Origin of the sequence: Catellatospora sp. IY07-71, assembly GCF_018326265.1 — a bacterium.
GTDB lineage: Bacteria > Actinomycetota > Actinomycetes > Mycobacteriales > Micromonosporaceae > Catellatospora.
This window is the reverse complement of sequence record NZ_AP023360.1, coordinates 4,355,478-4,378,525: the sequence shown is the minus strand read 5'-3', so window position 1 is coordinate 4,378,525 and position 23,048 is coordinate 4,355,478. Positions and strand designations below refer to the sequence as shown.

Genomic DNA, 23,048 nt, shown 5'->3' with positions numbered 1-23,048 from the left:
AACGGCCGTAAGCTGTGAAAACGCTGATGGGGAGATCACTGTTGGCTGTGTGGCCCCGGGGCTTCGTAGAGGCCGACGAGCAGGCCGTAGCGGGTCGCGCCGTCGCCCGCGTCAGGCGTGTCGCGGGCCAGCGCGGTGAGCGTCGCGGTTAGTTCGCGGACCTGCGCCTCGGTGAGCCGCAGGTGCCGCAGCACCAGCAGCGGGTCCCGCGCCGCGGCGATCTCCTCGCCGAGCGCCTGGAACGCGGCCGTGGTGGTGCCCGCCGCGCCGGGCCCGGTGTAGTGCAGGGCCTTCGCGGCGCGGGCGTAGTACTGCTCGGTGCCGCCCCGCACGGTGCGGGTCCCGGCCGGTCGCACCAGCCCCGCGTCGGCCAGCACCTTCAGGTGGTGGGCGACGTTCCCCTTGTTGGTACGCAGGGACGCGGCGAGCCCGCTGACTGTGGCGGGCCGTTCCAGCGCGAACAGCAGCCGGTGGCGCATCGGGTGGGCCAGTGCCTTGTGCTGCTCGGCCGCGCTGACGGGCATCACCTCATCGTCGTCGCCACCGCTCGCCTCATTCGTCATGAGCCGCCTCTCCTCCGTGATACCTCGTGCCACGCTTCACAACTTCTGGGTTGTACCTACAACCCAGAAGTTGTGACGCTGCGAGGCGGGTGCCCCTCGCGGTTTAAGCGTCAAGGCCTCTTGACGCTTTGTCAAGCGGCGTGCTTCCCTGGTCCTATGCAGAAGACCGAGACGGACAGCGTGATCGACCGCCTGCGCACCCTCATTGAGCAGCACTACGTCTTCCCTGACGCGGCTGCGGCCATCTCCGCGCGGCTGGCCGGCGCCGCCGCCGGCTACCCCGCCGACCCGGCCGCCCTCGCCGCCGCCGTCACCGCCGACCTGCAGGCCGTCAACGGCGACCTGCACCTGCGGCTGCTGCACCACGAGGAGCCCCAGCCGGAGCGGGCCGAGCAGGACGAGGCGGCCGAGTACGCGGCGATGGCCGAGTGGGCCGAGCGCACCTGCGGCGGCGTCGCGGGCGCCCGGCGCCTGCCCGGCGACGTGGGCCTGCTGGAGATCCAGCCGCTCATCTTCCCCGCGGCCCTGGTCGGCGACGTGTACGCCGCGGCGCTGACGCTGCTCGCGCCGACCCGGGCGCTCATCGTCGACCTGCGCGGCTGCCTCGGCGGCGAGCCGTCCGCGGTGGCCCTGCTCATGAGCTACCTGTGGGACCACGAGCCGGTCGAGCTGACCGGCACCTACGAGCGCGCCACCGACCGCGTACGCCAGTCGTGGACGTCGGCGCACGTGCCCGGCCGCCGCTTCGGCCGGACCAAGCCGCTCTACGTGCTGACCGGCCCGGCCACCTTCTCCGGCGGCGAGGCGCTCGCCTACGACGTGCAGCAGTCCGGCCGCGGCACCCTGGTCGGCGAGCGCACCCGCGGCGGCGCCCACCCCCGCGAGGCCTTCCGCCTGCACCCGCACCTGGAAGCGACCATCCCCGTCGCCCGCGCGGTCCACCCCGCCACCGGCGCCAACTGGGAGGGCACCGGCGTCCTCCCCGACCTCCCCGTCCCCGCCGACGACGCCCTGCCCACCGCGTACCGCGCCGCCCTGGCCCAGGTAGCCGCCACCGACGGCCCCTCCGCCACCGAAGCCGAAACCGCCCTAAGGAAGGGCACCTTCTTATCGTTTTCCGTATAGGAAGGTGCCCTTCTTAACGCCTCGCCTAGAGGAGGCGCTCCAGGTAGGACTCCATCACCGGGAGCGGCGCGGCGTGCGGGCCCTCCCACTCCATGTCGAGGAACGCCGCCAGGTCGTCGGCCGGATCGTGCCCGTCCAGCAGCGGCAGCAGCGAGTCGGCGTACTCCGGCCCGTACGTGATGAGCAGGTTGACCCGCAGGTAGCCGAAGTCGTAGCCGGGCACCCCGCGCGACGCGTTCGTCCAGTCCACGATGCCCGTGAGCGTCCCGTCCCGCCACAGCGTGTTGCCGGGGTGGTAGTCGCGGTGCACCAGGGTGGTCCGCGTCGGCGCGGGCGCCGCGAGTCCGGCCGCGATCGCGCGTTCCCACAGCTCCGGACGGGTGCTCGCGGCCGGCGGGCGGGCCTCGGCGAGCACCACGTACGGCTCGAACGGCGCCACGCCGCCGCCGTCCACGGCATGGATCGCGTGGGCCGCTTCGACGAGCCGGGCGAGCATGTCCGGGGTGGGCGGCGGGACGGCGGCGTCGCGGTGCGTGGCGCTCGGCAGCATCTCCCCCGGCAGCCAGGTCATCAGCAGCGCCGGGTGCCCCGCCTCGGCCCCGGTCGGGTCGAGTGCGACGACCTCGGGCACCGGCAGCCCGGTGCCGGACAGCGAGGTCAGCGCCGTCGCCTCGTTCTGCGGGGTGAACCACGGGTCGTCGGCCTGCCAGCCGGGGCGGCACCAGCGGCGCAGCGCGTACCGCCGCCCGTCGGCGGTGTCCACCGCGTCGACGGCCTGCGAGATGCCGCCGGTCAGCGGCGTCGTCGCGGCGACGGGCGCCCCGAGCGCCCCGCGCAGCCAGGCCAGGGTCTGCGGGGACGGCGGCGGGTAGGCATACATCGTCACACGATCGCAGCCCACACCGCCGCCGCGCATGCCCGTTTCGGCGAGAGGTTAAGAAGGTGCCCTTCCTCTACGGATAACGATAAGAAGGTGCCCTTCCTTACAGGCGGAAGTCCAGGTCGGCGGGGAGTACCGCGACCTCCAGCTGCGCTTTCTGGAGGCGGCCGGAGTAGTCCCAGTTCAGGGCCTGCCAGCGGGTGAACTGGTCGAGGACCCACATGCCGGACTGGCGGCTGCCGTTGCCGGAGCGGCCGTTGCCGCCGAAGGGCAGGTGCGCCTCGGCGCCGGAGGTGGAGTTGTTCACGCTGACCATGCCCGCGCCGATGCCGCGGCGGAACGCGAACGCCTTGGCCGGGTCGGTGGTGTAGATGGCGCTGGACAGGCCGTAGCCGGGGGCGTTGGCCAGGTCGATCGCCTCGTCCAGGGAGCGGTACGCGGTCACGCCGACGATCGGGCCGAACGTCTCGTTGTCGAACAGGGCGTCGCCGGGACGCACCCCGTCCACGATGACCGGGTGGTAGAAGAGCCCGGTCGACGGGTCGCCGACGAACCCGGCGCGCGGGTTGTCCGGGGTGATCCGGCCGGTCGCGCCGAGCACCCGGTGCCCGCCCTCGATCCAGCCCAGATACTTCTCGTACGAGGTGGCGAAGCGCTCGTCCAGCAGCGGCCCGTACAGCACCTCGCGGGTCGGGTCGCCGATCGCGGCGGCGGCGGTCGCCGCGGCGAAGCGGCGCAGGAACTCGCCGTGCACCGACTCGTGCACGAGCACCGTGCCCAGCGAGGTGCAGCGCTGGCCCGCGGTGCCGAACCCGGCGAACAGCGCGCCCTCTACCGCCAGGTCCAGGTCGGCGTCCTCGGTGACCACCATCGGGTTCTTGCCGCCCAGCTCCAGGCAGGGGCTCTGCAGGTGGCGCCCGCACAGCTCGCCGATCGCGCGGCCCACCTCGGTCGAGCCGGTGAAACCGACCTTATGCACCAGGCCCGCGTCCAGCGCGGCGGACAGCCCGGCGAAGGTCTCGGGGCCGTCGGCCTGCACCAGGTTGAGCACCCCGGCGGGCAGGCCACCCCGGACGAACAGCTGGTAGAGCGCATCCGCGCCGGCGGCGGCGTACGCGGCGGGCTTCCACACCACGGTGTTGCCGCACAGCAGCGCGGGCACCAGATACCAGGAGGGTACGGCGACCGGGAAGTTGCCCGCCGTGATGATCATGGCGGTGCCGACCGGCTCGCGGAAGGTGAACAGCTGCTTGTCGGGCATCTCCGAGGGCACCGTCTGGCCGTACAGGCGCCGCCCCTCGCCGAGGAAGAAGCGGCAGGTGTCGACGATCTCCTGCACCTCGCCCCGGGATTCGGCCAGCGGCTTGCCGATCTCGCGGGTGACCAGCCGCGCCAGCGCCTCGGCGTTCGCCTCGACCAGCGCGCCGATGTTCGCGATCACCTGGCCGCGCACCGGCGCGGGCACATCCGCCCAGGCCCGCTGCGCGGCGTGCGCCGAGCGGGCGGCGGCCGTCACGGTGTCCGCGTCGGCCAGCGCGACCTGCCCGACCACGTCGGCGAGGTCGGCCGGGTTGCGGCTGTCCTGCACGCGCGCGCCGCCGGGCACCGGGACGCCGTCGATCATCGATGAGAGCATGCCAGCATCATGCTCCCGCCGGGCCCGCCCGCCAAGGTCCGGCGGTCTCCGGACTTTCATGTCAGAATGTCCGAATGCAGCGAGTGACCGGAATCGGCGGGGTGTTCCTCCGCGCCCGCGATGCCGTAGCCCTGCGGGCCTGGTACGCCGAGCATCTCGGCATCGACGTGAGCGAATGGGGTGGGCACACCTTCCGCTGGCACGCGGGCGGCACGACGGCCTGGTCGATCCTCGAGCAGGACTCCGACTACCTCGGGCCGCGCGAGCAGCCATACATGATCAATTTTCGGGTGGACGATCTGGACGCCATGCTGGCGCAGCTGCGCGAGGCGGGGGTCAAGGTCGCCGACGAGGTCGAGGACGGGGAGTTCGGGCGGTTCGGCTGGGCGTACGACGCCGAGGACAACCGCTTCGAGCTGTGGCAGCCGCCGCGCGGGAAGTGAAGCCCTTCCTGACCGGCGGGCGTGTCTGGCCCCCAGGCTGGACCCGGCTGCACGTGTACCTGCTCCCGGACCTCGCGCACGACGGTGACCTGGCCCGGCTGGTGCGGGGCTGCCGGGCGGCGATGGCGCCGTTCCCGTTCCTCGCGCCGGTGCCCGACCCGTGGCTGCACGTCACGGTCCAGCCGGTGATGGGCATCCCCGCCGCCGAGATCGGCCCCGGCGAACGCGCCGAGCTCACCGATCGGCTCACCGAGGCGCTCGCGGACCTGCCCGCGTTCACCCTCACCGCCGGATCGCCGCTGGCCAGCGTCACCGTCGTACTGGCCGATCTCGACGGTGACCTGCCCGGACAGCCGCTGCACACGGTGCACGCCCGCTGCCGGGGCGCGATCTCCGACGTGCTCGGCTCGGAGGCGGTCGCGTACGAGGCGATGCCCGGCCACCTGACCCTCGCCTACGCCACGGGCACCGGCGACTCCGGCCGGGTCCAGGCCGCCCTGCGCCAGCAGGTCCGCCCCAGCCACGCCGCCCTCACCGTCCGCGCCGTGCACCTGCTCGACGTCACCCAGGACCTCGGCACGGCCTCCTACCACTGGACCCCCGTGGCCCGCATCCCGCTCGCCCGCGCGGGCGTGCCATGATCCGCCCATGAGCGAGCAGTGGAGCACGGTGGCGGAACTCGACGCGGCGCGGGAGCGGTTCGAGGCGGCGGTGCCCGGCTGGCGGCGCCCGGCCGCGTTCGGCATCGCACGGCTGGTCGCGGGCAGGCCCGAGTTCGCGCGGATCGCCGCCGGCGACGGCTTCCTGCCGGCCGTGGTGCTGGGCACGGTCGTCGGCCACGTCAGCGGCCCGGCGTCATACCGCCTCTCCCCCGCCGGGCTGGACCGGGCGATCGCGATGCTGGCCCCCGCCAACGCGTGCACCTCGATCCCGCACCCGAACCTGTGGGCGTGGCAGGCGCTGCGCGCCGAACTGGGCGAGGACGAGCAGGCGATCGCCGTGTTCGCCGACGACCTCACGCAGGACGGCGGCGACCCGCACGTCGCCGCGATGCTGGCCGAGGTGTCCGCCCGCTGAGGGCGCCAGGTCTCGTCGCGGCGGGATGATCAGCGTCTCGTGTCAAGATCTGCGGTCAGACCGTAGATCTTGACACGAACTCGCGATCTTGGCCGCGCCGCTGGCCACTCCGCACGTCCCGTCGGCGCGGAGCCGCGCAGTGCGGCACGGTGCGGGGCGGCCGTGCGGTGCGGCCGTGGGGACGTACGGTGCGGTCGTGTGGCCGGGGGTGGGCCGTGGTCAGCCAGGGCGGCGGGCGGCCTCCAGGAGCCGGACCGTTTCCGTGTGGCCGAAGTGGCGTGCCCAATCCAGCGGGGTGTGGCCGGTCCCGCCGTCCTCGCGCAGGTCCGGGTCCGCGCCGTGGGCGAGCAGCTCACGTACCACGTCGTCGTGCGCCCAGAGGGCCGCGGCGCAAAGGGGGGTGCCCTCGGGGCCGTGCCCGCTCTCCAGATCCGGTGTCGCGCCCGCCGCGAGCAGCAGCGCGACGATCGGCGCCACACCGTGCACGGACGCCTGGTAAAGCGGGGTCGTGCCCTCGGCGTTGGGCCGGTCCGGATCGGCTCCGGCGCGCAGCAGCCTGGCCGCGGCGGCTGTATCGCCGGTCAGGCCGGCGATCACCAGCCGGCGGGCGAGTTTCTTGGCACGGCGCCGGTTCACGTCGCCATGGTAGGACCGGGCCGAGCCATCCGTCGCGTTGGTTCTGAGGCAACGGTGCGGCTGTGCCGAGCACGCCTCGCCCCGGACGGCGTGCGCTGTCGTGTCCGCGGCTCAGCAGGGCTCGACGATGACCTCGGCGCGCAGGCGGTGGAAGGTGTCCACGTCGACGGTGCCGGCGACCGGGTGGAGCACGGCCGCGGCGGACAGGGCGACGGCGTCGCGCAGCCGCTCGGGCCAGGGCTGCCCGGCGAGCAGGCCGCGGGCCAGCGCCGCGACGCAGGCGTCGCCCGCCCCGGTGGGGTTGCCGTCGAGCGGCTCGGGCAGCCGGGCCCGCCACACCCCGTCGGCGCAGACGGCGACCAGGCCGCCCCCGCCCAGCGAGGCCACGACATCGCCCGCGCCGAGTTCGCGCAGCGTCTCGACGGCGCGGCGGGCGGCGTCGGGCCCGTCGACGCGTACGCCGGTGAGCGCGTGCAGCTCGGCCGCGTTCGGCTTGACCAGGGCGGGCTGCACGCGCAGGCCCTGGCGCAGCGGGTCGCCGTCGGCGTCCAGGATGGTCGCCGCACCGGCCGCGTGGGCGAGTGCGAGCAGCTCGGCGTACGCGGTCGCGGGCACGCCCGGCGGCAGCGAGCCGGACAGCACGACCACCCGCACGCCCTGCAGCAGCGAGGCGAAGTGCGCGGTGAACGCCGACCACTCGGCGGCGGTGACGATCGGGCCGGGCTCCCAGAAGCCCGTGGCGTCGGCCCGGTCGGCGACCACGACGGTGCGCCGCGCGTCCCCGGCGACGGGCAGGAACGCCTCGGCGACGGTGTCGGCGGCGAGCAGCTCGCGCAGCCGTACGCCGGTCGGCCCGCCGGCCAGCCCGGTGGCGAGCACCGGCTCACCGAGGCTGTGCAGCACCCGGGCGACGTTGACCCCCTTGCCACCGGCCCGTTCCGCCACCGCCGAGACGCGGTGCGTCGCGTACGGGGTGAGACTGTCCACCTGGTACGTGACGTCCAGGGCGGCGTTGGGGGTGACGGTGAGGATCATCGCGTCACCTTAGCCGAGGTCACGCGGATCTGCTCCAGGCTCGTCAGCACGAGGCGGCCGGGCGCGGGCGGGACGGGCTGCAGATGCGGCACGGCGATGGTGGCGCAGCCGGCGGCCTCGGCGGCGGCCAGGCCCGCGAGGGAGTCCTCGACGGCGACGCAGCGTGACGGATCGGCGCCGAGCAGCGCCGCCGCGGTGGCGTACGGCAGCGGGTCCGGTTTGTGGCGGGGCACGTCGTCGGCGGTGACCGTGTACGCGAACGCGTCCCGGCCGAGCACGTCGAGGATCAGCTCGGTGTCGGCCCGGCCCGACGAGGTGACCAGCGCGCACGGCATACCGGCGGCGATCAGGCCGTCCAGCAGCGTGCGGGCGCCGGGCCGGAGCAGGATGCCGACCTGGGCCACCTTGCGCTTGACGCCCTCGTCGATCAGGACGGTCAGCTCGGCCGCCGCCACCCGGCCGCCGAGGGCGGCGCCCACGACGGTGACGATGCTCGCGACGGTGCCGCCGATGAGCCGCGACTCGTCCAGCGGGGCGGCGCCGAGGCCGGTGGCGACCTCGACCACGGCCTGTACCCACAGCGACTCGGTGTCGACGAGCGTGCCGTCCATGTCCAGCAGTACCGCGTCGTACCTGCCGAGGTCGATCATCACTACTCCCGCGCGAAGGTGCTGAGCACCGCCCAGTGGTCCGAGGTCCAGTCATTGTCCGCGTGGTGGGGCATGGGCCGCGGCCGGCCCACTCCGACCGTATCCGACGTCACCACGCGCAGGGGCCCGGCGAAGTGGACGAAGTCGATCCGGTCCTGCGGCTCGGGGATGCCCGGCTGCTGCTGGTGCCACGGGTTCAGCGGCGACCAGGTGTGGCCGGGCGCGGCCACCGGGTCCGGATGGGCCACACGGTAGGAGTCGCGCAGCCCGGCCTGCTCGACCGCGACGCTGACCTGCCAGGGCAGCTCGGGCCAGTCCAGGTGGGACGGCACGTTGAAGTCGCCGGTCAGCAGCACCGGCAGGCCCGGCTCGGCCAGTGCCGGGCGCATCGCGGCGAGGATCTCGTCCATCTGGGCGGGCCGGCCCGAGTCGGCCTCGCGGGCCAGCACCTCGGGCACGCGCATCCCGGCCAGGTGGTAGTCGTACGGTCCGTACGGGTCGTAGTTGAGGTGGGCGCTCCAGGCCACCAGCTCGTCACCGCCGGGCAGGCGCAGCCGGGCGCCCACGCCCCACATCTGCTCGTCGCCGTAGCGCTCGACGATCGGGTGCGGGGAGACGAGGCCGCAGCTGCCGCCCTGCTGATAGGACCAGCCCAGCTCCTCGGCCAGCTCGCGCGCGGCGTAGCCGAGCGTCTCCTGGAGCCCGACGACGTCCGGCGCGTGCTCGCGCAGGAACGCCAGCTGCTTGGGGCGGGCGTCGTCGACGCAGCCGCCGGCCAGCCAGAGGTTCCAGGACATGACCTTCAGGTAACCGCTGTCTGCCGCCATACCCGCTCAGCTCTCCCCATCGCCGTCGCCAGGCCGGTCCGCCTGGACGGAAGCCGTCAGCGCAGGAGCGTATACGGTTACTGCGCGTCAGCGTCCCCGGTGTCGTCGTCGGTGGGAATGCCCAACTCCTTGCCGTACGCCTCGTTCAGCTCGCGCCAGCCGTGCTCCTTGGCCTCGCTGCCCCGGATCGGCGGCACGGGCGCGCCGTCGAGCAGGCGCTCGGCGACGACCAGGCACAGGTGCCAGCCCGCGGCGACCTTGGGCGCCCAGTGCCGGTCGGCCAGCGTGTGCCGCAGCACCAGCCGGGTGCCGGTCGCGGTCGGGGTCAGCTCCCAGCGCAGCACGTCCTCGCCCCAGGTGTGCACGAGCAGGTGGGGCGGCTCGGCCCGCTGCACGGTCGCGGGCATCGGGTAGCGCTCCTCCCCGTCGATCACGGTGAGCGTCGCGGCGCCGGGGCGGCCCAGGTCGCGGTCGGCCAGGAACGGCGCCCACCGCTCCAGCTGCCCGGGCTCGGTCAGCGCCGCCCACACCTTCGCGGGCGGGTGGCGCAGGTCGCGCTGCATGACCAGGGTCCAGCGCCCGGCCGCGGGCTCGACCTGCACCGGCGCGAGCGGGCCGGGATCGATGGTGTTCATCGGTCACTCCATGTCGTCGAGATGGCGTTCCAGTGCGTCGAGGTGGCGGTCCCAGAGGTCGCGGTATGGCGCCAGCCAGTGCTCGACCTCCGCGAACGGCTCGGGTTCGATGCGGTAGATCCGCTGCTGCGCGGCGATGCGGCTGGACACGAAGCCGGCCTGGCGCAGCACCTTGAGGTGCTTGGAGACGGCCGGCTGGCTCATGCCCAGCCGGTCCACCAGCTCGCCGACGCTCAGCTCCGCGCCGCGCAGCAGCTCCAGGATGCGCAGCCGGTTGGGCTCGCCCAGCACCGCGAACGCGCCCACCACCGTCACCCGGCAAACATGCCTCGCTGGTTATATGCCTGTCAAGTCGTATACAAAAAGACCCCAGCAATCGGGAAGGGTTCTTTACTGTTCCGCGTTCATGATCGACGTGACTATCGGTGACAACGGTCGGATGTGGACCCGCGAGTTCAGCCTCTACTTCGCCGGGCGCGCCGTCGCCCTCCTCGGGGACGGCATGCTGCCCGTCGCCGTGGCCCTCGCCGTGCGGGACGCGGGCCACGGCGACACGGGCGTCGGGCTCGTGCTCGCCTCGTGGATGACCCCGGCGGTGGCGCTCATCCTGTTCGGCGGCGTCTTCGCCGACCGGTTCGGCGCCCGGCGCATGATGATCGGCGCCGACGTGGTGCGGGTGGCCACCCAGGCGGTCGTCGCGTACGCCCTGATCACCGGGAACGTGCCGCTGTGGCTGCTGGTGGCGATGTCGGCCGTGGCCGGCGGGGCCGCCGCGATGTTCCAGCCCGGCGTCGCGAGCATGGTCCCGCTCATCGCCGCGGACGTGCAGCGCGCCAACGGGGTCCTGCGCGTGGCCGACGCCGGGGCGCAGCTGCTCGGGCCCGCCCTGTCGGCCACCCTGGTCGTGCTCACCGGCCCCGGCACCGTGTACGCGATCAACGCGGCGACCTTCGCCGTCAGCGCGCTCTGCCTGCTCGCGCTGCGGCTGCCGCCGGTGGCCCGCGCCGCCCGGCAGGGCATCGCGAGCATGCGGCACGACCTGCGCGAGGGCTGGCACGAGTTCCGGTCCCGCAGCTGGATGTGGAGCGTGATTCTGGTCTGGGTGGTGTTCGGCATCCTGGTCTTCGGGCCGATCATCCCGCTCGGCTCTGGGATGATCACGGAGCACCTCGGCGAGAACGCGTACGGCTGGGCGATGTCCGCCATGGGCGGCGGCACGGTGCTCGGTGGGCTGGTCGCCATGCGGGTGCGCCCGGACCGGCCGCTGGCCGCCGGCGCGGCCGCGCTGTTCGGGTTCGCGCTGATCCCGCTGTCGATCTCGGTGCAGGCGCCGCTGCCGCTGCTGCTCGCCGCGCACGCGGTCGGCGGCGCGTCGTGGGCGTTCTGGTCGGTCATGTGGGCGACCAGCATCCAGACCCAGGTGCCGCGCGACGTGCTCAACCGCGTCACGGCGTACGAGGTCGCCGGCTCGATCATGGGCATCCCCATCGGCCAGGTGCTGGCCGGGCCGGTGGGCGGGCTGGTCGGACCGGAGCTGGTGCTCGGCACCTCCGCGGTGGTCGGCGTCGCCGGCTGCGCGCTGCTGCTCCTGCTGCGCCCCATCCGCAACCTCCGCCGCGCCACCAGCCCCGCGACCCTCCCCACCCAGGTTCCCGCCCCCGCGTAAGGCCCCGGCCATGATCGCGGGTTCGTGTCCAGAAGTGCAGCCTGACCTGACTTTTTGACACGAACCCGCGATCATGGCCCTCGGCCCTCGCCGGCGCACCGGGTGGCGGTCAGCGGAGGTCAGTGTCCGAGCGGTCCGGGTCTTTGGGCTGGTCGCGGAGTTCCATGTAGGGCTCCTCGCCCTCGGGATGGCCGGCGGCGACGGCGCGCTCGCGGTGGAGTTCGGCGTCGAGTTCAGCGCCCAGGAGCAGGGCGATGTTGCCGATCCAGAGCCAGATCAGGAACACGATGATGCCGGCCAGGCTGCCGTAGATCTTGTTGTACGAGCCGAAGTTGGCGGCGTACAGCGCGAACCCGGCGGAGGCGACGATCCACACCAGCACGGCGAGCAGGCTGCCGGGGGTGACCCAGCGCCAGCCGCCCTGCCGGGCGTTGGGCGAGGCCCAGTAGAGCAGCGCGAAGATGAGCGCGACCACGCCGAGCACGATCGGCCACTTCACGATGTCCCACACCTTCAGGAAGCCGCTGCCGAGGCCGATGAACTCCCCGGCCTGCTGCGCGACGGGCCCGGTGAACACCAGCGCCATCGCGACCGCGGTGATGGCCAGGCTGGCCACGATGGTGACGCCGATCCGGATCGGCAGCGTCTTCCAGAACGGCCGCCCCTCCGGCACGTCGTAGATGGCGTTCGCGGCGCGCATGAACCCGGACACGTAGCCGGACGCCGACCACAGCGCCAGCAGCACGCCGAACAGGGCGACCAGCCCGGCGGCGCCCTGGCGGCCGCGTTGCAGCTCGGTGAGCGCGTTGTCGACGACCTGCCGGACGGCGCCGGGCGCGTACCGGCCGACCTGGTCGACGGCGCGCTGGGCGGTGTCCTGGCCGGTGAGCCCGAGCAGCGCGACGAGCACGAGGATGCCGGGGAACAGCGACATGACGCCGCGGTAGGTCAGCGCCGCGGCCCAGTCGCTGAGGTTGTCGGCCTGGTACTCCTTGACGGTGCGCTTGAGCACGTCCTTCCAGTCGCGCTTGGTCAGCTCGGTGGGGCGCTCGGGCGGCGGTGCTTCGGTCTTCGGTCGCAGGAACATGGCTCCTCCCCCGGTGGTGCTCAGTACGGGTCGCCGTGGCCGGGCAGCCGGCCGCCGGCCATGGCGAGCAGCCGGGCGGTCGCACTGGGCCGGCTTCGCAGCGGCGGCGAGCCGTCGCCGGTGCCGTCGGCCATCCCCTCGATCAACTCTGTGAACGCGTCCAGGGCGTCGGTGCGGGGCCGCCAGCCGAGTTCGACCTCCGCCCGGCGGCAGGACATGAGCGGGCAGTTCGCGGCGAGCCGGATCCAGCCGGGCTCGGTCGGCTGCAGGCGGGCGGTCCAGGTCAGCGCGGCGGCGGCGTGCAGCAGCGCGGGCGGGGTGGGCACGGCCACGCCGTGGAAGCGGGCGCCGACGCTCGCCGCGTCGAGCACCGGGTCGGCGGCGATGTTGAAGGCGCCGTGCGCCTGGGCCAGGATCGCGCGGGCGTACGCCTCGGCGACGTCGTCGGTGTGCACCGCCTGCACCCGCAGCGACTTGCCGCCGGGCAGCAGCGGGATGCGGCCGTGGCGCAGCAGGCTGAGCGGCGCGAGCGGCCCGATGAACAGCCGCGCGATCTCGGCCGCGGCGCAGCGCTGGAAGGCCAGGCCGTTGCGCACGCGGACCACGCGCAGCTGTGGGTGCTCCTGCTCCAGCACGTCCAGCAGCGCCTCGACCTCCGCCTTGTCCTCGCTGTAGGTGGAGCCGGGCACGCCGGTGACCGGCCAGTCCTCGTCGACGCGGTCGTCCTTGGGGCCGGGCGCGTACGCGCCGACGGACGAGGCGGCGAGCAGCATCGGCACCGACGCGGCGACGGTCGCGGCGGCCACGTTGGCCGTACCGGTGATGTTGGTCTGCCGGATGCGGGCCCGGTCGTGGCTGGGCTGGATCTGCCAGGCCAGGTGGACCACGGCGGCGGCCCCGGCGAACAGGCTGGTCAGCTCGGCGGTCGCGCCGGGCGCGCCCACGTCGAGGGCGTGCCATTGGACCCGGTCGTACGGCGGCCCGGCGTCCTCCCTCGGCAGGCGCCGCGCCACGCCGGTGACCTGGTCGAACTCTTCCCCGTCGAGCAGCCGGCGCAGCACCGCGGTGCCGATGTTGCCGGTCGCCCCCACCACGACGACTCGCATGAGTCAGTGGGTACCCCCAGGTCCGGCTTCTGAATCATGGGCGGCGGCGGGTGGATGCTCCGGCGGCAGCGGCGTGCGCAGCTCGGCGCGGATCGCCCGGAAGGTGGCCGCGAGCGGGATGGCCATCAGCGCGCCGACCAGGCCGAGCAGGCCCGCGCCGAGCAGGCTGGCCAGCAGCACCTCCAGCGCGGGCATGTCGAGGCTCTGCTTCATCACCTTCGGCACGATCACGTAGTTCTCGATCTGCTGGTAGATCAGCAGCCAGATGACGATGCCGATCGCGGCGGGCCACAGCCCGGCGGCGATCGCGGCGACGATGCCGCAGACGGCGGTGCCGAGGGTGGCGCCGACCAGCGGGATCAGGTCGGTCACCGCGACGATCAGCGCCAGCGGCAGCGCGAACGGGATGTCCAGCACCAGCAGTCCGGCGTACGCGACGACGCCCGCGATCAGCGAGATCAGCAGGTTGCCGATCATGTACGAGCCAACCTTGTCCACGACCACGTCCACGATGCGGCGGGTGCGCTCGCGGTGCCGGTCGGGCGCGAGCAGCTGCACCCGGCGCCGCAGCCGGGGCATGTCGGCCAGGAAGTACAGCGCCAGCACCAGCACGGTCAGCGCGGCGGCGAGCACGCCGAGGAAGGTCCGGAACAGGCTGAGCAGGCTGGTGCCGACCTTCTCCGGCACGGTGGCGGCCAGCTCGTTGAGCCGGTCGCCGAGCCCGTAGCGGGCGCTGAGCTCGCGGAACGCGCGGGATCGCTGGTCGAGGTCGTCGATGTAGCCGGGCAGGTCGGTGGACAGCTGCCCGGCCTGGCGCACCAGGGGCGGGCCGATGCCCGCCAGCAGCGCCCCGACCAGGGCCAGCGCCGCGACCAGGATGATCACGACGGCGTACGGCCGGCGCACGTGGTGCCGGACGAGCCAGCGTACGGCCGGATCGAGGCTGACCGCGGCGAACAGCGCGACCAGCACCAGCACCAGGATGCCGCGCACCGCCCAGACCGCGGCCAGGGCGATCACGACCACGGCGACGCCGCCCGCGCCCGCCGCCCCCCAGCGGAAGGCATCGGCCGACGTCGTTCGCCGCCCGCTTCTCACCGAACAGGCATTCCCTCACCTGCACTTCCCTTAAACATGTCCACTATTCAGGATTCTTCTCCCGTATCACGAGACGCAGATTTAGGGTCGTCCTGGTAGGAGGGATGGGACATGACGACGTACACGCACGGCCACCACGAGACGGTGCTGGTGTCGCACCGCTGGCGCACCGCGGCCAACTCGGCGGCATACCTGCTGCCCCACCTGCGCCCCGGGCAGACGCTGCTCGACGTGGGCTGCGGGCCGGGCACCATCACCGCCGAGCTGGCCGACGCGGTCGCGCCCGGCCGGCTCACCGCGCTGGAGCTGACCGAGGACGCCCTGGACCTGGCCCGGGCCGAGATCGCCGCGCGCGGCACGGCCAACGTCGAGTTCCGCACCGGTGATGTGCACGCCCTCGACGTGCCCGACGGCAGTTTCGACGTGGTGCACGCGCACCAGGTGCTGCAGCATCTGGCCGATCCGGCGGCGGCGCTGCGCGAGATGCGCCGGGTGTGCCGCCCCGATGGCGTGGTCGCCGCCCGCGACGCCGACTACGCCGCGTTCACGTGGTATCCGCTGATCCCCGCGCTGGACGAGTGGCTGGCGCTCTACCGTACGGTGGCCCGGCACAACGGCGGCGAGCCGGACGCCGGGCGCCGGCTGCACGCCTGGGCCAGGGCGGCCGGCTGCACCGACGTGACCGCCACGGCGAGCGTCTGGTGCTACGCCGCGCCCGAGGAGCGGGCCTGGTGGGGCGGCATGTGGGCGGACCGGGTGGTGCAGTCGGCGCTGGCCCGCCAGGCCGTCGCGCTGGGCCTGGCCACGGCGGACGACCTGCGCCGGATGGCCGACGGCTGGCGCGAGTGGGCGGCGGCGGACGACGGCTGGTTCATCGTGCCGCACGGGGAGGTCATCTGCCGGGCCTGACCCGTCTCATTTGCGCAGCAGCGCCCGCATCTCGCCGATCTCGGCCTGCTGAGCGGCGATGATGCGGGTGGCCAGCTGCTCGGCCTGCGGGCTGGCGCCGTCGGCCCGCAGGCGCTGCGCCATGGCGACAGCGCCCTCGTGGTGGACGATCATCAGCTCGCAGAAGAGCCGGTCGAAGTCCGCGCCGGAGGCCACCCGCAGCTTGTTGAGCTGCGCATCGGTCAGCATCCCGGCACCGGGGTGGGCGGCGTCGTGCGCGGGGTCGGCGGTCGGCTGCCCCCAGGCGGCCAGCCACATCCGCATGGTGGCGATCTCCGGCTCCTGCGCCCGCTTGATCCGAGCGGCCAGCGCCGCCACCTGCGGCCCGGCCTGCCGCTGCGCGGCCAGCTCGGCCATCTCCAGCGCCTGCTGGTGATGGGCGATCATGCCCTGCGCGAACGCCGTGTCGGCGCCGTTGAACACGCCGGCGGGCGAGCTGCCGGTGACCGACGGGTCGGGTGCGGCGTGCTCGCCGTGACCGGTGCAGGCGCTCAGCGCGAGCACGGTGGCGGCGGCGGTGACCGCGAGCAGGGCGGGGTGCGGCGAGAGGCGGCCGAGCATGATCGGGAGAACCTCCGGGGTGGAGTTGCCGGTCGTGTCGCGGGCGAGCCTACCGGCGGTGCGCCACGCGCGGTGCGCGCTCCTCGGCGTGGTCCACGACCGCCGAGAGGTTAGGAAGGGCACCTTCTACTACAGATTCCGATAAGAAGGTGCCCTTCCTTTCTTTGGTATGGTGCTTCGCATGTTCCCCGCCGTTGTGCACGCCGGCCACGTCCGTGGCCCCGTCGCGCTGCGCCGGCCGGGACGCGTCGCCGCCATCGCGCGACGACGAATCACGGCAGCTCGCTGACGCCCTCGCCGCGTTCGGCGCTGCCTTTCTCCACGTTCCCCGCGGATCGGCCCTGAGGCCGGTCTCCGCGCCATCCTGCCTGCACCCAGCGTGCAAGAAAGCCGGTTAGACGTGACTGATCTGGAGAACCTGCTCAGCGAGCGGTTGGCGGACGCCTTCGCGGCGGTCGCCGGCGAGCGGGTGGACCCCGTGGTGCGCCGTTCGCAGCACGCCGACTTCCAGGCCGACGGCGCGCTGCCGCTGGCCCGGCGGCTGGGCCGCGCCCCGCGCGACGTCGCCGCCGACGCGCTGGGCCGCGCGGACCTGGCCGGCCTGGTCGCCACCGCCGAGATCTCCGGGCCGGGCTTCATCAACCTGCGCCTGCGCGACGACGCGCTGGCCGGGCTGGTCACCGCGATGGGCACCGACCAGCGGCTGGGCGTGCCGGTCGCGGACGCCCCGGAAATCGTGATCATCGACTACTCCGCGCCCAACGTGGCCAAGGAGATGCACGTCGGGCATCTGCGCTCGACCGTGATCGGCGACGCGGCGGCGCGCACGCTGAGCTGGCTCGGCCACGACGTGCGGCGGGCCAACCACGTCGGCGACTGGGGCACCCCGTTCGGCATGCTCATCGAGCACCTGCTCGACCTGGGCGAGACCGAGGCCGCGGGCGAGCTGTCGATCGGTGACCTGGACACCTTCTACGCCGCGGCGCGGGCGAAGTTCGACGCCGACCCGATGTTCGCCGACCGTGCCCGGCGGCGGGTGGTGGCGCTGCAGTCGGGCGACGGGGAGACCCTGCGGCTGTGGCGGCTGCTGGTCGACCAGAGCGAGAAGCACTGCCTGGCCGTGTACGACAAGCTCGGTGTCACGCTGGGCGCGGACGACTTCCTCGGCGAGTCGTACTACCACGACATGCTCGCCCCGGTCGTGGCGTCGCTGGACGGTCTCGGCCTGCTGCGGGAGAGCGACGGCGCGCTGTGCGTGTTCCCCGGCGGCTTCACCGGCCGCGACGGCGAGCCGCTGCCGATCATCGTGCGCAAGCGGGACGGCGGCTACGGCTACGGCACCACCGACCTGGCCGCGATCCGGCACCGCACCCAGGACCTCAAGGCGACCCGGCTGCTGTACGTGGTCGGCACCCCGCAGCACCAGCACCTGACGATGGTGTTCCAGACCGCGCGGGAGGCGGGCTGGCTGGCCGAGCCGACGCGGGCCGAACACGTCGGTTTCGGGCAGGTGCTGGGCGGCGACGGCAGGAAGCTGGCGTCCCGCACCGGGCAGACCGTCAAGCTGATGGAGCTGCTCGACGAGGCGGTGGTCCGGGCCGCGGCGATCGTCGCGGAGAAGAACCCGGACCTGGACACGGACACCCGGGCCGAGGTGGCCCGCATGGTCGGCATCGGCGCGATCAAGTACGGGGACCTGGCCGGCGACCGGATCAAGGACTACACGTTCGCGTGGGACCGGATGCTGTCGTTCTCCGGCGACACCGGGGCGTACCTGCAGTACACCCACGCCCGGATCCGCTCCATCTTCCGCCGGGGCGAGGTGGCCGCCGACCCGCACGCCGCGGTGATCCTGGACCACCCGGCGGAGCGGGCGCTGGCGGTGGAGCTGCTGGGCTTCGCGGCGGTCGTCGCCGAGGCGGGCCGCACGCTGCAGTTCCACCGGATCACCGGCTACCTGCAGGGGCTGGCCGGGGCGTACACGGCGTTCTACGAGGCCTGCCCGGTGCTGAAGGCCGACGGCGACGCGCTGCGCGCCTCCCGGCTGCTGCTGTGCGAGCTGACCGCCCGCACCCTGGCGCAGGGCCTGGACCTGCTCGGCATCCAGGCGCCCACCCGGATGTGAGCTGCGCCCCGCCCCCGCGAATCGGCCGCGCCGCCGCGGGGGCGGGGCGACACTGGGCGCATGAGCCTGTGCAGCGAGCCGGACCCCGTACGGCCCGGGGTGCCCGCATGAGCGGCCCGCGGTTCGTGCCGCCGGCCGAGGACTTCGAGCCCCCGGCCGACGCCGAGCCGCTGCACCAGCCGCCGGCCGAGCCCGCCGACCCGAGCCTGCCCCCGATCGGGCTGGACGAGTACGGCCCCGACATGGGCCAGCCATGGGAGGACCGCCCGCCCGGCGGGTCCTCGTGAGACGGGACCCGCGGACCGGCGGTCCGCCCGGCGGGCGCCTCAGACGGCGTCGGCCGCGGTGAGCTCCTCTCTGAGCACCTCGAACGCGCGCGTCAGCAGGCGCGACACGTGCATCTGGGAGACGCCGACCTGTTCGGCGATCTCCGACTGCGTCATGCAGTCCACGAAGCGCATCCGCAGGATCCGCTGCTCGCGTTCGGGAAGCGTGTCGATGGCCTGGCGCAGGGCCTCGCGTTCGGGCAGCGCCTCCAGGGCGCCGTCGCACTCCCCGATGAGGTCCTGCAGCTGACCCTCGTTGTCGTCCGCGGTCGCGGGCGCGTTCAGCGAGCTGGTGGTGTACGCGGACGCGCATCGCATGCCGCGCAGCACCTCGTCCTCGCTGACGCCGAGGTGTTCGGCGATGTCCTCGACCGTCGGCGTGCGCTGCAGGGTCTGGCTCAGTTCCGGGATGACCCGGCACACCGCCAGATGCAGCTCCTGGAGGGACCGCTGCACGTGCAGGGTCCAGGTCCGGTCGCGGAAGTAGCGCTTGATCTCGCCCAGCATCGTCGGCATGACGTAGTTGGCGAAGGGCACCCCGCGCTCGGGTTCGTACCGGTCCACGGCCTTGATCAAACCGATCATAGCCACCTGGACGAGATCCTGGACGTCCTCACCCCGGTTGCGGAAACGCATCGCCAGCCGACGCGCCACCGGGGCACAGCCACAGATGATCTCGTCACGCAGCGCCGCCCGGCCCGCGTCACTGCCGGGCAGGCGGTGCAGGAGCAGCAGAGAGTCCTGGAACTTCGCGAACACGTCGAGCGCGCTCGCCGAGGACGTATCGGGTGAAACAGTCGCGTTCGGCATAGCCGTCGCACCTGCCATTCGCCTGCGTCGCGTCACCCGTGCCCCGCACGGGCCGGCAGGCATGTCCTGGCTGGTCGGCGCCCTGCTGCTGGAGCGCCCGCCGCAGCCCCGAACCGGAGCTCAGGTCGCGGCATCGCCGCCGGAGCGGCACCCCCAGTCTACGTCGAACTCCCCTGTTCAGAGGTCCGCGGCACGCACCGGTCTGTCGACCGCGGCCCGCGCCCAGACCACCTTGCCGGCGCTGGTCAGCAGGCTGCCCCAGTCCGTGGCCATCGCCGACACCAGCTCCAGCCCGGCGCCACGGTCCTCCGGGCCCGCCTCGTGCGGCAGGCGGGGGTCACCGTCGCGCACCGCCACGATCACGGACTCGCCGGAGCGGCGCAGCGTCAGCTCCATCTCGGTCCGCGCGTGGGTGACCGCGTTGGCCGTCAGCTCCGAGGCCAGCAACTGCGTCAGCTGCCCCAGCCGGGGCAGCCCGAACGCGGTGCACGCCCGCTGCGCCAGGTCACGGGCCCGGGCGCAGCTCGCCGCGGTCGGCGGCAGCGTCACCGACCGGCGCGGGCTCACCGGCAGGACCGCGGCCGCCTTCTCCGCCTCGGCCAGGTCGTCGTACACGGCGATGCCGTCCTGGCCGTCCGGCACCGGGCAGGGCGGCGCGGCCACGATGATCGGCGCCCCCGGCCAGCGGATCGCACCCACCGCCGCGCGGTGCAGCCAGCCCGGCAGCCGGTCGTCGGCGCACCGGGCGTCGCTCAGGTCCAGCACCACCGCCTCCGGCTGGTCGGCCAGGCAGTCGGCCAGGGTCACCCCGGCCTGGATCAGCGAATCCTTGTCGAGGGTGCCCGCCATCGCGATCACCGCGTACGGCTGTTGCCGTCGCACGTGGCACACCAGCATGGACATAAGCTCCAAGTGCCCTTCCGGGACGGCGGCCACGCCTGCGCCCACGAAATTTTCGGTTCGGACGGAATTTCGGCCGGGCCTCAGCCGGGCGGGGCCAGCAGCTTGCCGACCCCTGTGACATCCAGCACCTTCGCGACCCACTGCCGGGCGCCGGAGACGTAGAAGCGGTGCCCGAGCTCACCGGCGGCACGGTAGGCGTCGAACAGCGACCGCACTCCGGTCGAGTCGAGGAAGCCGACCTCCGACAGGTCGACCATCACCTCCGGCGACTGCTTCACCGCGTCGACGAGCTCGTCGCGCAGCGTGCCCGCGGTCATCAGGTCGATCTCGCCCCGCACCTTGACCACGAGGCGGTCGGCGTCCACCACCCGCTCGACACCGAAACCTCGGTTCATCCGGCTATCCCTCCACGACCCGAGAACAGTTCCATTAACGCACGCTCGGCGCGTTTCGCACACCCGCCCACCTTGTGGGCGCCGCCCTACCGGACAATAGTGTGATCTCCGTTTCGGCGCTCGAGACGATGGGCAGAGTACGAATCATGGCACGGCACGCCGAACAGCGGCCCGGGGACGCGGACTGGGTCGCGCGCGTACAGCGCCTGGAGTCGGAGCTGTCGGGGCTGCGCCGGGCGATGCGCACCCGCGGCCTCATCGACCAGGCCAAGGGCCTGCTCGCGGAGCGGCTGGGCTGCGATCCGGAGACCGCGTTCAAGCACCTGTCCGTGATGTCGCAGCGGCAGAACATCAGCGTGGTCGACCTGGCCGCCGACCTCGTCGGCGCCACCGTGCCCGACACCGTGCCGGGCCAGGATCCGGCGACCCCGCCGGAGCTGACGCTGACCCCGACGGCCGCCGTGGAGCTGCGCACCGCCGCCGGCCTCGACCACGACCCGGCACGGCCGCTGCCACAGCCCAGGTCGCGCCTGCTGCGCCGCTGCACGGCCGCCATGGACGCCGCCACCGACCTGTCCTCCCTGGTCGAGGTGCTGGTCGAGGTCGGGCTGGAGGACCCGCCCGGCGGCGTGGCCGCCGTGTTCGCCGCCGAGACCGACGGCACGGTCCGCCTCATCGCCAGCCACGGCTGGCCCGCCCGGGTCGCCGGGGAATGGCGCCGCTCCCCCAGCTCCCTCAACACCATGGTCGGCACCGCGCTGCGCACCGGCCGGCCCCTGCTGCTCGACGTCCGGGACCCGCACGACTTCGTCCTCATCGGACCGGGCGCCATGCGCGTGGTGTACCCGCTGACCGCAGGTGAACACACCGTCGGCGCGCTCGCCCTGCTGTGGGGCGAGCCGCGCGAGTTCACCGACACCGACCGCGCCTACCTGGACCGGCTGGCCGTCGCGGCCGGGCGGGCGCTGCGCCGGCTGTGGGACGACGCGACCGCAGGCACCGGCGTCGCCGGCATCCCGGTCTGGCTCGCCACCGCCCTCGACGTCGCCGGCGGGCACAGCCACCTGCTCGCTCCCGTCCACGACGAGCACGGCGCCGTCACCGACTTCACCATCACCGCCGCCAACCGGGGCGTACGCCAGTCCGACGGCGACACCGTGGGCCGCCGCCTGCTCGACGTCTACCCCACCCTGCGGGTCAACGGCGTGTTCGACGCCTACGTCCGGGTGCTGGCGCAGGACGCCCCGTTCGCCCGGGTCGGCGTCGCCGAGGACGCGTTCGTCAACGGCAAGCCGCGGCGGGTCATCCTCAACCGCCGCGCCGCCCGGCTCGGCGACGGCCTGCTCGCCTCCTGGGAGCGCATCGACGACGCGGTCAGCAACGACGAGCGCCTCGGCCGGCTGGAGACGCTGAGCCGCTCCGGCTGGGCCGAGTGGGACCTGCGCGCCGGGGACGCGGTCTGGTCCCCCGGCCTGTACGGCCTCGTCGGGCGCGACCCCGCGCACGGGCCCACCACGCTGGACAAGTTCGCCGGGTTCTTCGCCGCGGCCGACCGCGGCCTGTTCCGCGAGCTGCGCGCCGGGCTCGCCAAGGGCCGCCCCGACCTGGCCGACCTGCGCCTGAACACCCCTAACGGGCCCACCCCGGTGCGCGTGTTCGCCGAGGCCGACCTCACCGACGGCGAGGTCCGGCTGCTGCGCCTGGTGCTGCACGACGTCAGCGAGAAGTACGCCGCCGAGGACCGCTCCATGCGCAGCGAGACCGTCGCCGCGTCCCGGCAGATCCAGCTCGCCGCCGAGCAGTCGCTCACCGCGAACCTGACCCGCCTCCTCTACCCCGGCCGCGACCTGGAGCTGGAGGTGCCCGGCGCCCGGGTCACCGGCCGCCACTACGCCGCCACGTCCCCGCGTACGCAGCTGCGCGGCGACTTCTGCGACGCCGAGCGCCTCGACGACGGCTCGCTGCTGTTCGTCATCGGCGACGCGTTCGGCACGGGCCTGGTCGCCGCAGCGGCGGTGGTCCGGCTGCGCTTCCCCGTGGTGACGCTCGGCGCGGCCGGCACCGCACCGGCGGAGATCCTCCGCATCGTCAACGGCATGATCATGCAGGCGCCGGACGGGCCGCTGGCAAGCCTGCTCATCGGCCACTACCAGCCGGCCGACGGCATCCTGCACTGGGCCTCGGCCGGGCACCTGCAGCCGCTGCTGGTGCGCGACGGCGCCGCGAGCGTCGTCGACGACCCGGCGGGTCCGCTGCTCGGCCTGCTCGAAGGCCAGCGCTTCGACACCCACACGCTGCACCTGCGGCCCGGTGACACCTTCGTCTCGTTCACCGACGGCGTGCTGCACAAGCGCAAGCGCGACCCGCTGGCCGACTTCGGCAAGCGGGTCGCCGCCGCCCACCGCACGGGCGGCACCCAGGAGCTGTGGCAGCTCACCCCACCCGAACGCGACGACGAGGCGTGTCTGCTCATCCTCGACGTGCCACCCGCCTCCTGAGCGAGGCTCCCGCCGGGA

At 73.6% G+C, this 23,048-nt stretch carries 25 protein-coding genes; 9 read left to right on the top strand and 16 right to left on the bottom strand.

Going from position 1 to position 23,048, the window contains the following annotated elements; all coding sequences use genetic code 11:
- Positions 1-35: 35 nt before the first annotated feature.
- Positions 36-563, bottom strand: a complete 528-nt coding sequence (locus CS0771_RS19640; RefSeq protein ID WP_244870894.1) for a helix-turn-helix domain-containing protein — start codon at positions 561-563, stop codon at positions 36-38.
- 156 nt (positions 564-719) lie between these two features.
- Here CS0771_RS19640 and CS0771_RS19635 point away from each other — a divergent pair, with 156 nt between their 5' ends.
- Positions 720-1,688: a S41 family peptidase gene (locus CS0771_RS19635; protein WP_212842335.1), complete on the top strand. Its 969-nt coding sequence runs from the start codon at positions 720-722 to the stop codon at positions 1,686-1,688.
- A gap of 25 nt (positions 1,689-1,713) precedes the next feature.
- Here the strand turns inward: CS0771_RS19635 and CS0771_RS19630 are convergent, their stop codons facing one another.
- On the bottom strand, positions 1,714-2,568 hold the full coding sequence (locus CS0771_RS19630; protein WP_212842334.1) for a phosphotransferase family protein: 855 nt from the start codon (positions 2,566-2,568) through the stop codon (positions 1,714-1,716).
- 103 nt (positions 2,569-2,671) lie between these two features.
- Positions 2,672-4,204, bottom strand: coding sequence for an aldehyde dehydrogenase family protein (locus CS0771_RS19625; protein WP_244870893.1), 1,533 nt, complete (start codon positions 4,202-4,204; stop codon positions 2,672-2,674).
- 74 nt (positions 4,205-4,278) lie between these two features.
- On the opposite strand from CS0771_RS19625, the gene CS0771_RS19620 reads away from it, so the two are divergent.
- From CS0771_RS19620 to CS0771_RS19610, 3 genes are read left to right on the top strand one after another with little or no spacing between them, the layout of a single operon-like run.
- On the top strand, positions 4,279-4,647 hold the full coding sequence (locus CS0771_RS19620; RefSeq protein ID WP_212842333.1) for a VOC family protein: 369 nt from the start codon (positions 4,279-4,281) through the stop codon (positions 4,645-4,647).
- The gene (locus CS0771_RS19615; RefSeq protein ID WP_212842332.1) at positions 4,644-5,288 is read left to right on the top strand and encodes a 2'-5' RNA ligase family protein; all 645 of its coding nucleotides are present in this window, start codon (positions 4,644-4,646) and stop codon (positions 5,286-5,288) included. Before CS0771_RS19620 ends, CS0771_RS19615 begins: the two co-directional genes overlap by 4 nt.
- A gap of 7 nt (positions 5,289-5,295) precedes the next feature.
- Entirely contained in the window at positions 5,296-5,724 is a 429-nt protein-coding gene (locus CS0771_RS19610) for a hypothetical protein (protein WP_212842331.1), read from the top strand.
- Between the two features lie 219 nt (positions 5,725-5,943).
- Here CS0771_RS19610 and CS0771_RS19605 read toward each other — a convergent pair whose 3' ends face one another.
- The 6 genes from CS0771_RS19605 to CS0771_RS19580 all read right to left on the bottom strand — a co-directional run bounded on the left by CS0771_RS19605 (position 5,944) and on the right by CS0771_RS19580 (position 9,822).
- Positions 5,944-6,360: an ankyrin repeat domain-containing protein gene (locus CS0771_RS19605; protein WP_212842330.1), complete on the bottom strand. Its 417-nt coding sequence runs from the start codon at positions 6,358-6,360 to the stop codon at positions 5,944-5,946.
- A gap of 111 nt (positions 6,361-6,471) precedes the next feature.
- A complete protein-coding gene (locus CS0771_RS19600) occupies positions 6,472-7,395 on the bottom strand; it encodes a 1-phosphofructokinase family hexose kinase (RefSeq protein WP_212842329.1) in 924 nt (307 codons plus the stop codon).
- A complete protein-coding gene (locus CS0771_RS19595; RefSeq protein WP_212842328.1) occupies positions 7,392-8,045 on the bottom strand; it encodes an HAD family phosphatase in 654 nt (217 codons plus the stop codon). Before CS0771_RS19595 ends, CS0771_RS19600 begins: the two co-directional genes overlap by 4 nt.
- Positions 8,046-8,047: 2 nt before the next feature.
- Positions 8,048-8,872: an endonuclease/exonuclease/phosphatase family protein gene (locus tag CS0771_RS19590; RefSeq protein ID WP_212842327.1), complete on the bottom strand. Its 825-nt coding sequence runs from the start codon at positions 8,870-8,872 to the stop codon at positions 8,048-8,050.
- A gap of 77 nt (positions 8,873-8,949) precedes the next feature.
- Positions 8,950-9,507, bottom strand: coding sequence for an SRPBCC family protein (locus CS0771_RS19585; RefSeq protein WP_212842326.1), 558 nt, complete (start codon positions 9,505-9,507; stop codon positions 8,950-8,952).
- A 3-nt stretch (positions 9,508-9,510) separates the two neighbouring features.
- Positions 9,511-9,822 (bottom strand): helix-turn-helix transcriptional regulator, encoded by a 312-nt coding sequence (locus tag CS0771_RS19580; protein ID WP_244870892.1) that lies wholly within the window; start codon positions 9,820-9,822, stop codon positions 9,511-9,513.
- A 91-nt stretch (positions 9,823-9,913) separates the two neighbouring features.
- Between CS0771_RS19580 and CS0771_RS19575 the strand changes: the two genes are divergently transcribed.
- Entirely contained in the window at positions 9,914-11,173 is a 1,260-nt protein-coding gene (locus CS0771_RS19575; RefSeq protein WP_244870891.1) for an MFS transporter, read from the top strand.
- A gap of 109 nt (positions 11,174-11,282) precedes the next feature.
- Here CS0771_RS19575 and CS0771_RS19570 read toward each other — a convergent pair whose 3' ends face one another.
- The 3 genes from CS0771_RS19570 to CS0771_RS19560 are packed head-to-tail and all read right to left on the bottom strand — an operon-like array spanning position 11,283 to position 14,464.
- Entirely contained in the window at positions 11,283-12,260 is a 978-nt protein-coding gene (locus CS0771_RS19570; RefSeq protein ID WP_212842325.1) for a YihY/virulence factor BrkB family protein, read from the bottom strand.
- Between the two features lie 20 nt (positions 12,261-12,280).
- Complete coding sequence (locus CS0771_RS19565) at positions 12,281-13,366, bottom strand: NAD-dependent epimerase/dehydratase family protein (RefSeq protein WP_212842324.1); 1,086 nt, start codon at positions 13,364-13,366, stop codon at positions 12,281-12,283.
- 3 nt (positions 13,367-13,369) lie between these two features.
- Positions 13,370-14,464, bottom strand: coding sequence for an AI-2E family transporter (locus CS0771_RS19560; protein ID WP_212842323.1), 1,095 nt, complete (start codon positions 14,462-14,464; stop codon positions 13,370-13,372).
- A 111-nt stretch (positions 14,465-14,575) separates the two neighbouring features.
- On the opposite strand from CS0771_RS19560, the gene CS0771_RS19555 reads away from it, so the two are divergent.
- Entirely contained in the window at positions 14,576-15,373 is a 798-nt protein-coding gene (locus tag CS0771_RS19555) for a methyltransferase domain-containing protein (protein ID WP_212842322.1), read from the top strand.
- Between the two features lie 6 nt (positions 15,374-15,379).
- Here the strand turns inward: CS0771_RS19555 and CS0771_RS19550 are convergent, their stop codons facing one another.
- Positions 15,380-15,973: a DUF305 domain-containing protein gene (locus tag CS0771_RS19550; RefSeq protein WP_212842321.1), complete on the bottom strand. Its 594-nt coding sequence runs from the start codon at positions 15,971-15,973 to the stop codon at positions 15,380-15,382.
- A gap of 400 nt (positions 15,974-16,373) precedes the next feature.
- Between CS0771_RS19550 and argS the strand changes: the two genes are divergently transcribed.
- Positions 16,374-18,098 (top strand): arginine--tRNA ligase, encoded by a 1,725-nt coding sequence (argS, locus tag CS0771_RS19545; protein WP_212842320.1) that lies wholly within the window; start codon positions 16,374-16,376, stop codon positions 18,096-18,098.
- Positions 18,099-18,205: 107 nt separating this feature from the next.
- Positions 18,206-18,385 carry a hypothetical protein gene (locus CS0771_RS19540; RefSeq protein WP_212842319.1) on the top strand — a complete coding sequence of 60 codons (180 nt, stop codon included), beginning with the start codon at positions 18,206-18,208 and terminating at the stop codon, positions 18,383-18,385.
- A gap of 39 nt (positions 18,386-18,424) precedes the next feature.
- Here CS0771_RS19540 and CS0771_RS19535 read toward each other — a convergent pair whose 3' ends face one another.
- From CS0771_RS19535 to CS0771_RS19525, 3 genes are all read right to left on the bottom strand, one after another.
- Positions 18,425-19,234 (bottom strand): SigB/SigF/SigG family RNA polymerase sigma factor, encoded by an 810-nt coding sequence (locus CS0771_RS19535; RefSeq protein ID WP_212842318.1) that lies wholly within the window; start codon positions 19,232-19,234, stop codon positions 18,425-18,427.
- 177 nt (positions 19,235-19,411) lie between these two features.
- Entirely contained in the window at positions 19,412-20,116 is a 705-nt protein-coding gene (locus CS0771_RS19530) for an ATP-binding protein (protein ID WP_212842317.1), read from the bottom strand.
- 101 nt (positions 20,117-20,217) lie between these two features.
- Positions 20,218-20,532 carry an STAS domain-containing protein gene (locus CS0771_RS19525; RefSeq protein WP_203757005.1) on the bottom strand — a complete coding sequence of 105 codons (315 nt, stop codon included), beginning with the start codon at positions 20,530-20,532 and terminating at the stop codon, positions 20,218-20,220.
- A gap of 146 nt (positions 20,533-20,678) precedes the next feature.
- On the opposite strand from CS0771_RS19525, the gene CS0771_RS19520 reads away from it, so the two are divergent.
- A complete protein-coding gene (locus tag CS0771_RS19520) occupies positions 20,679-23,030 on the top strand; it encodes a SpoIIE family protein phosphatase (protein WP_212842316.1) in 2,352 nt (783 codons plus the stop codon).
- Positions 23,031-23,048 lie beyond the last annotated feature (18 nt).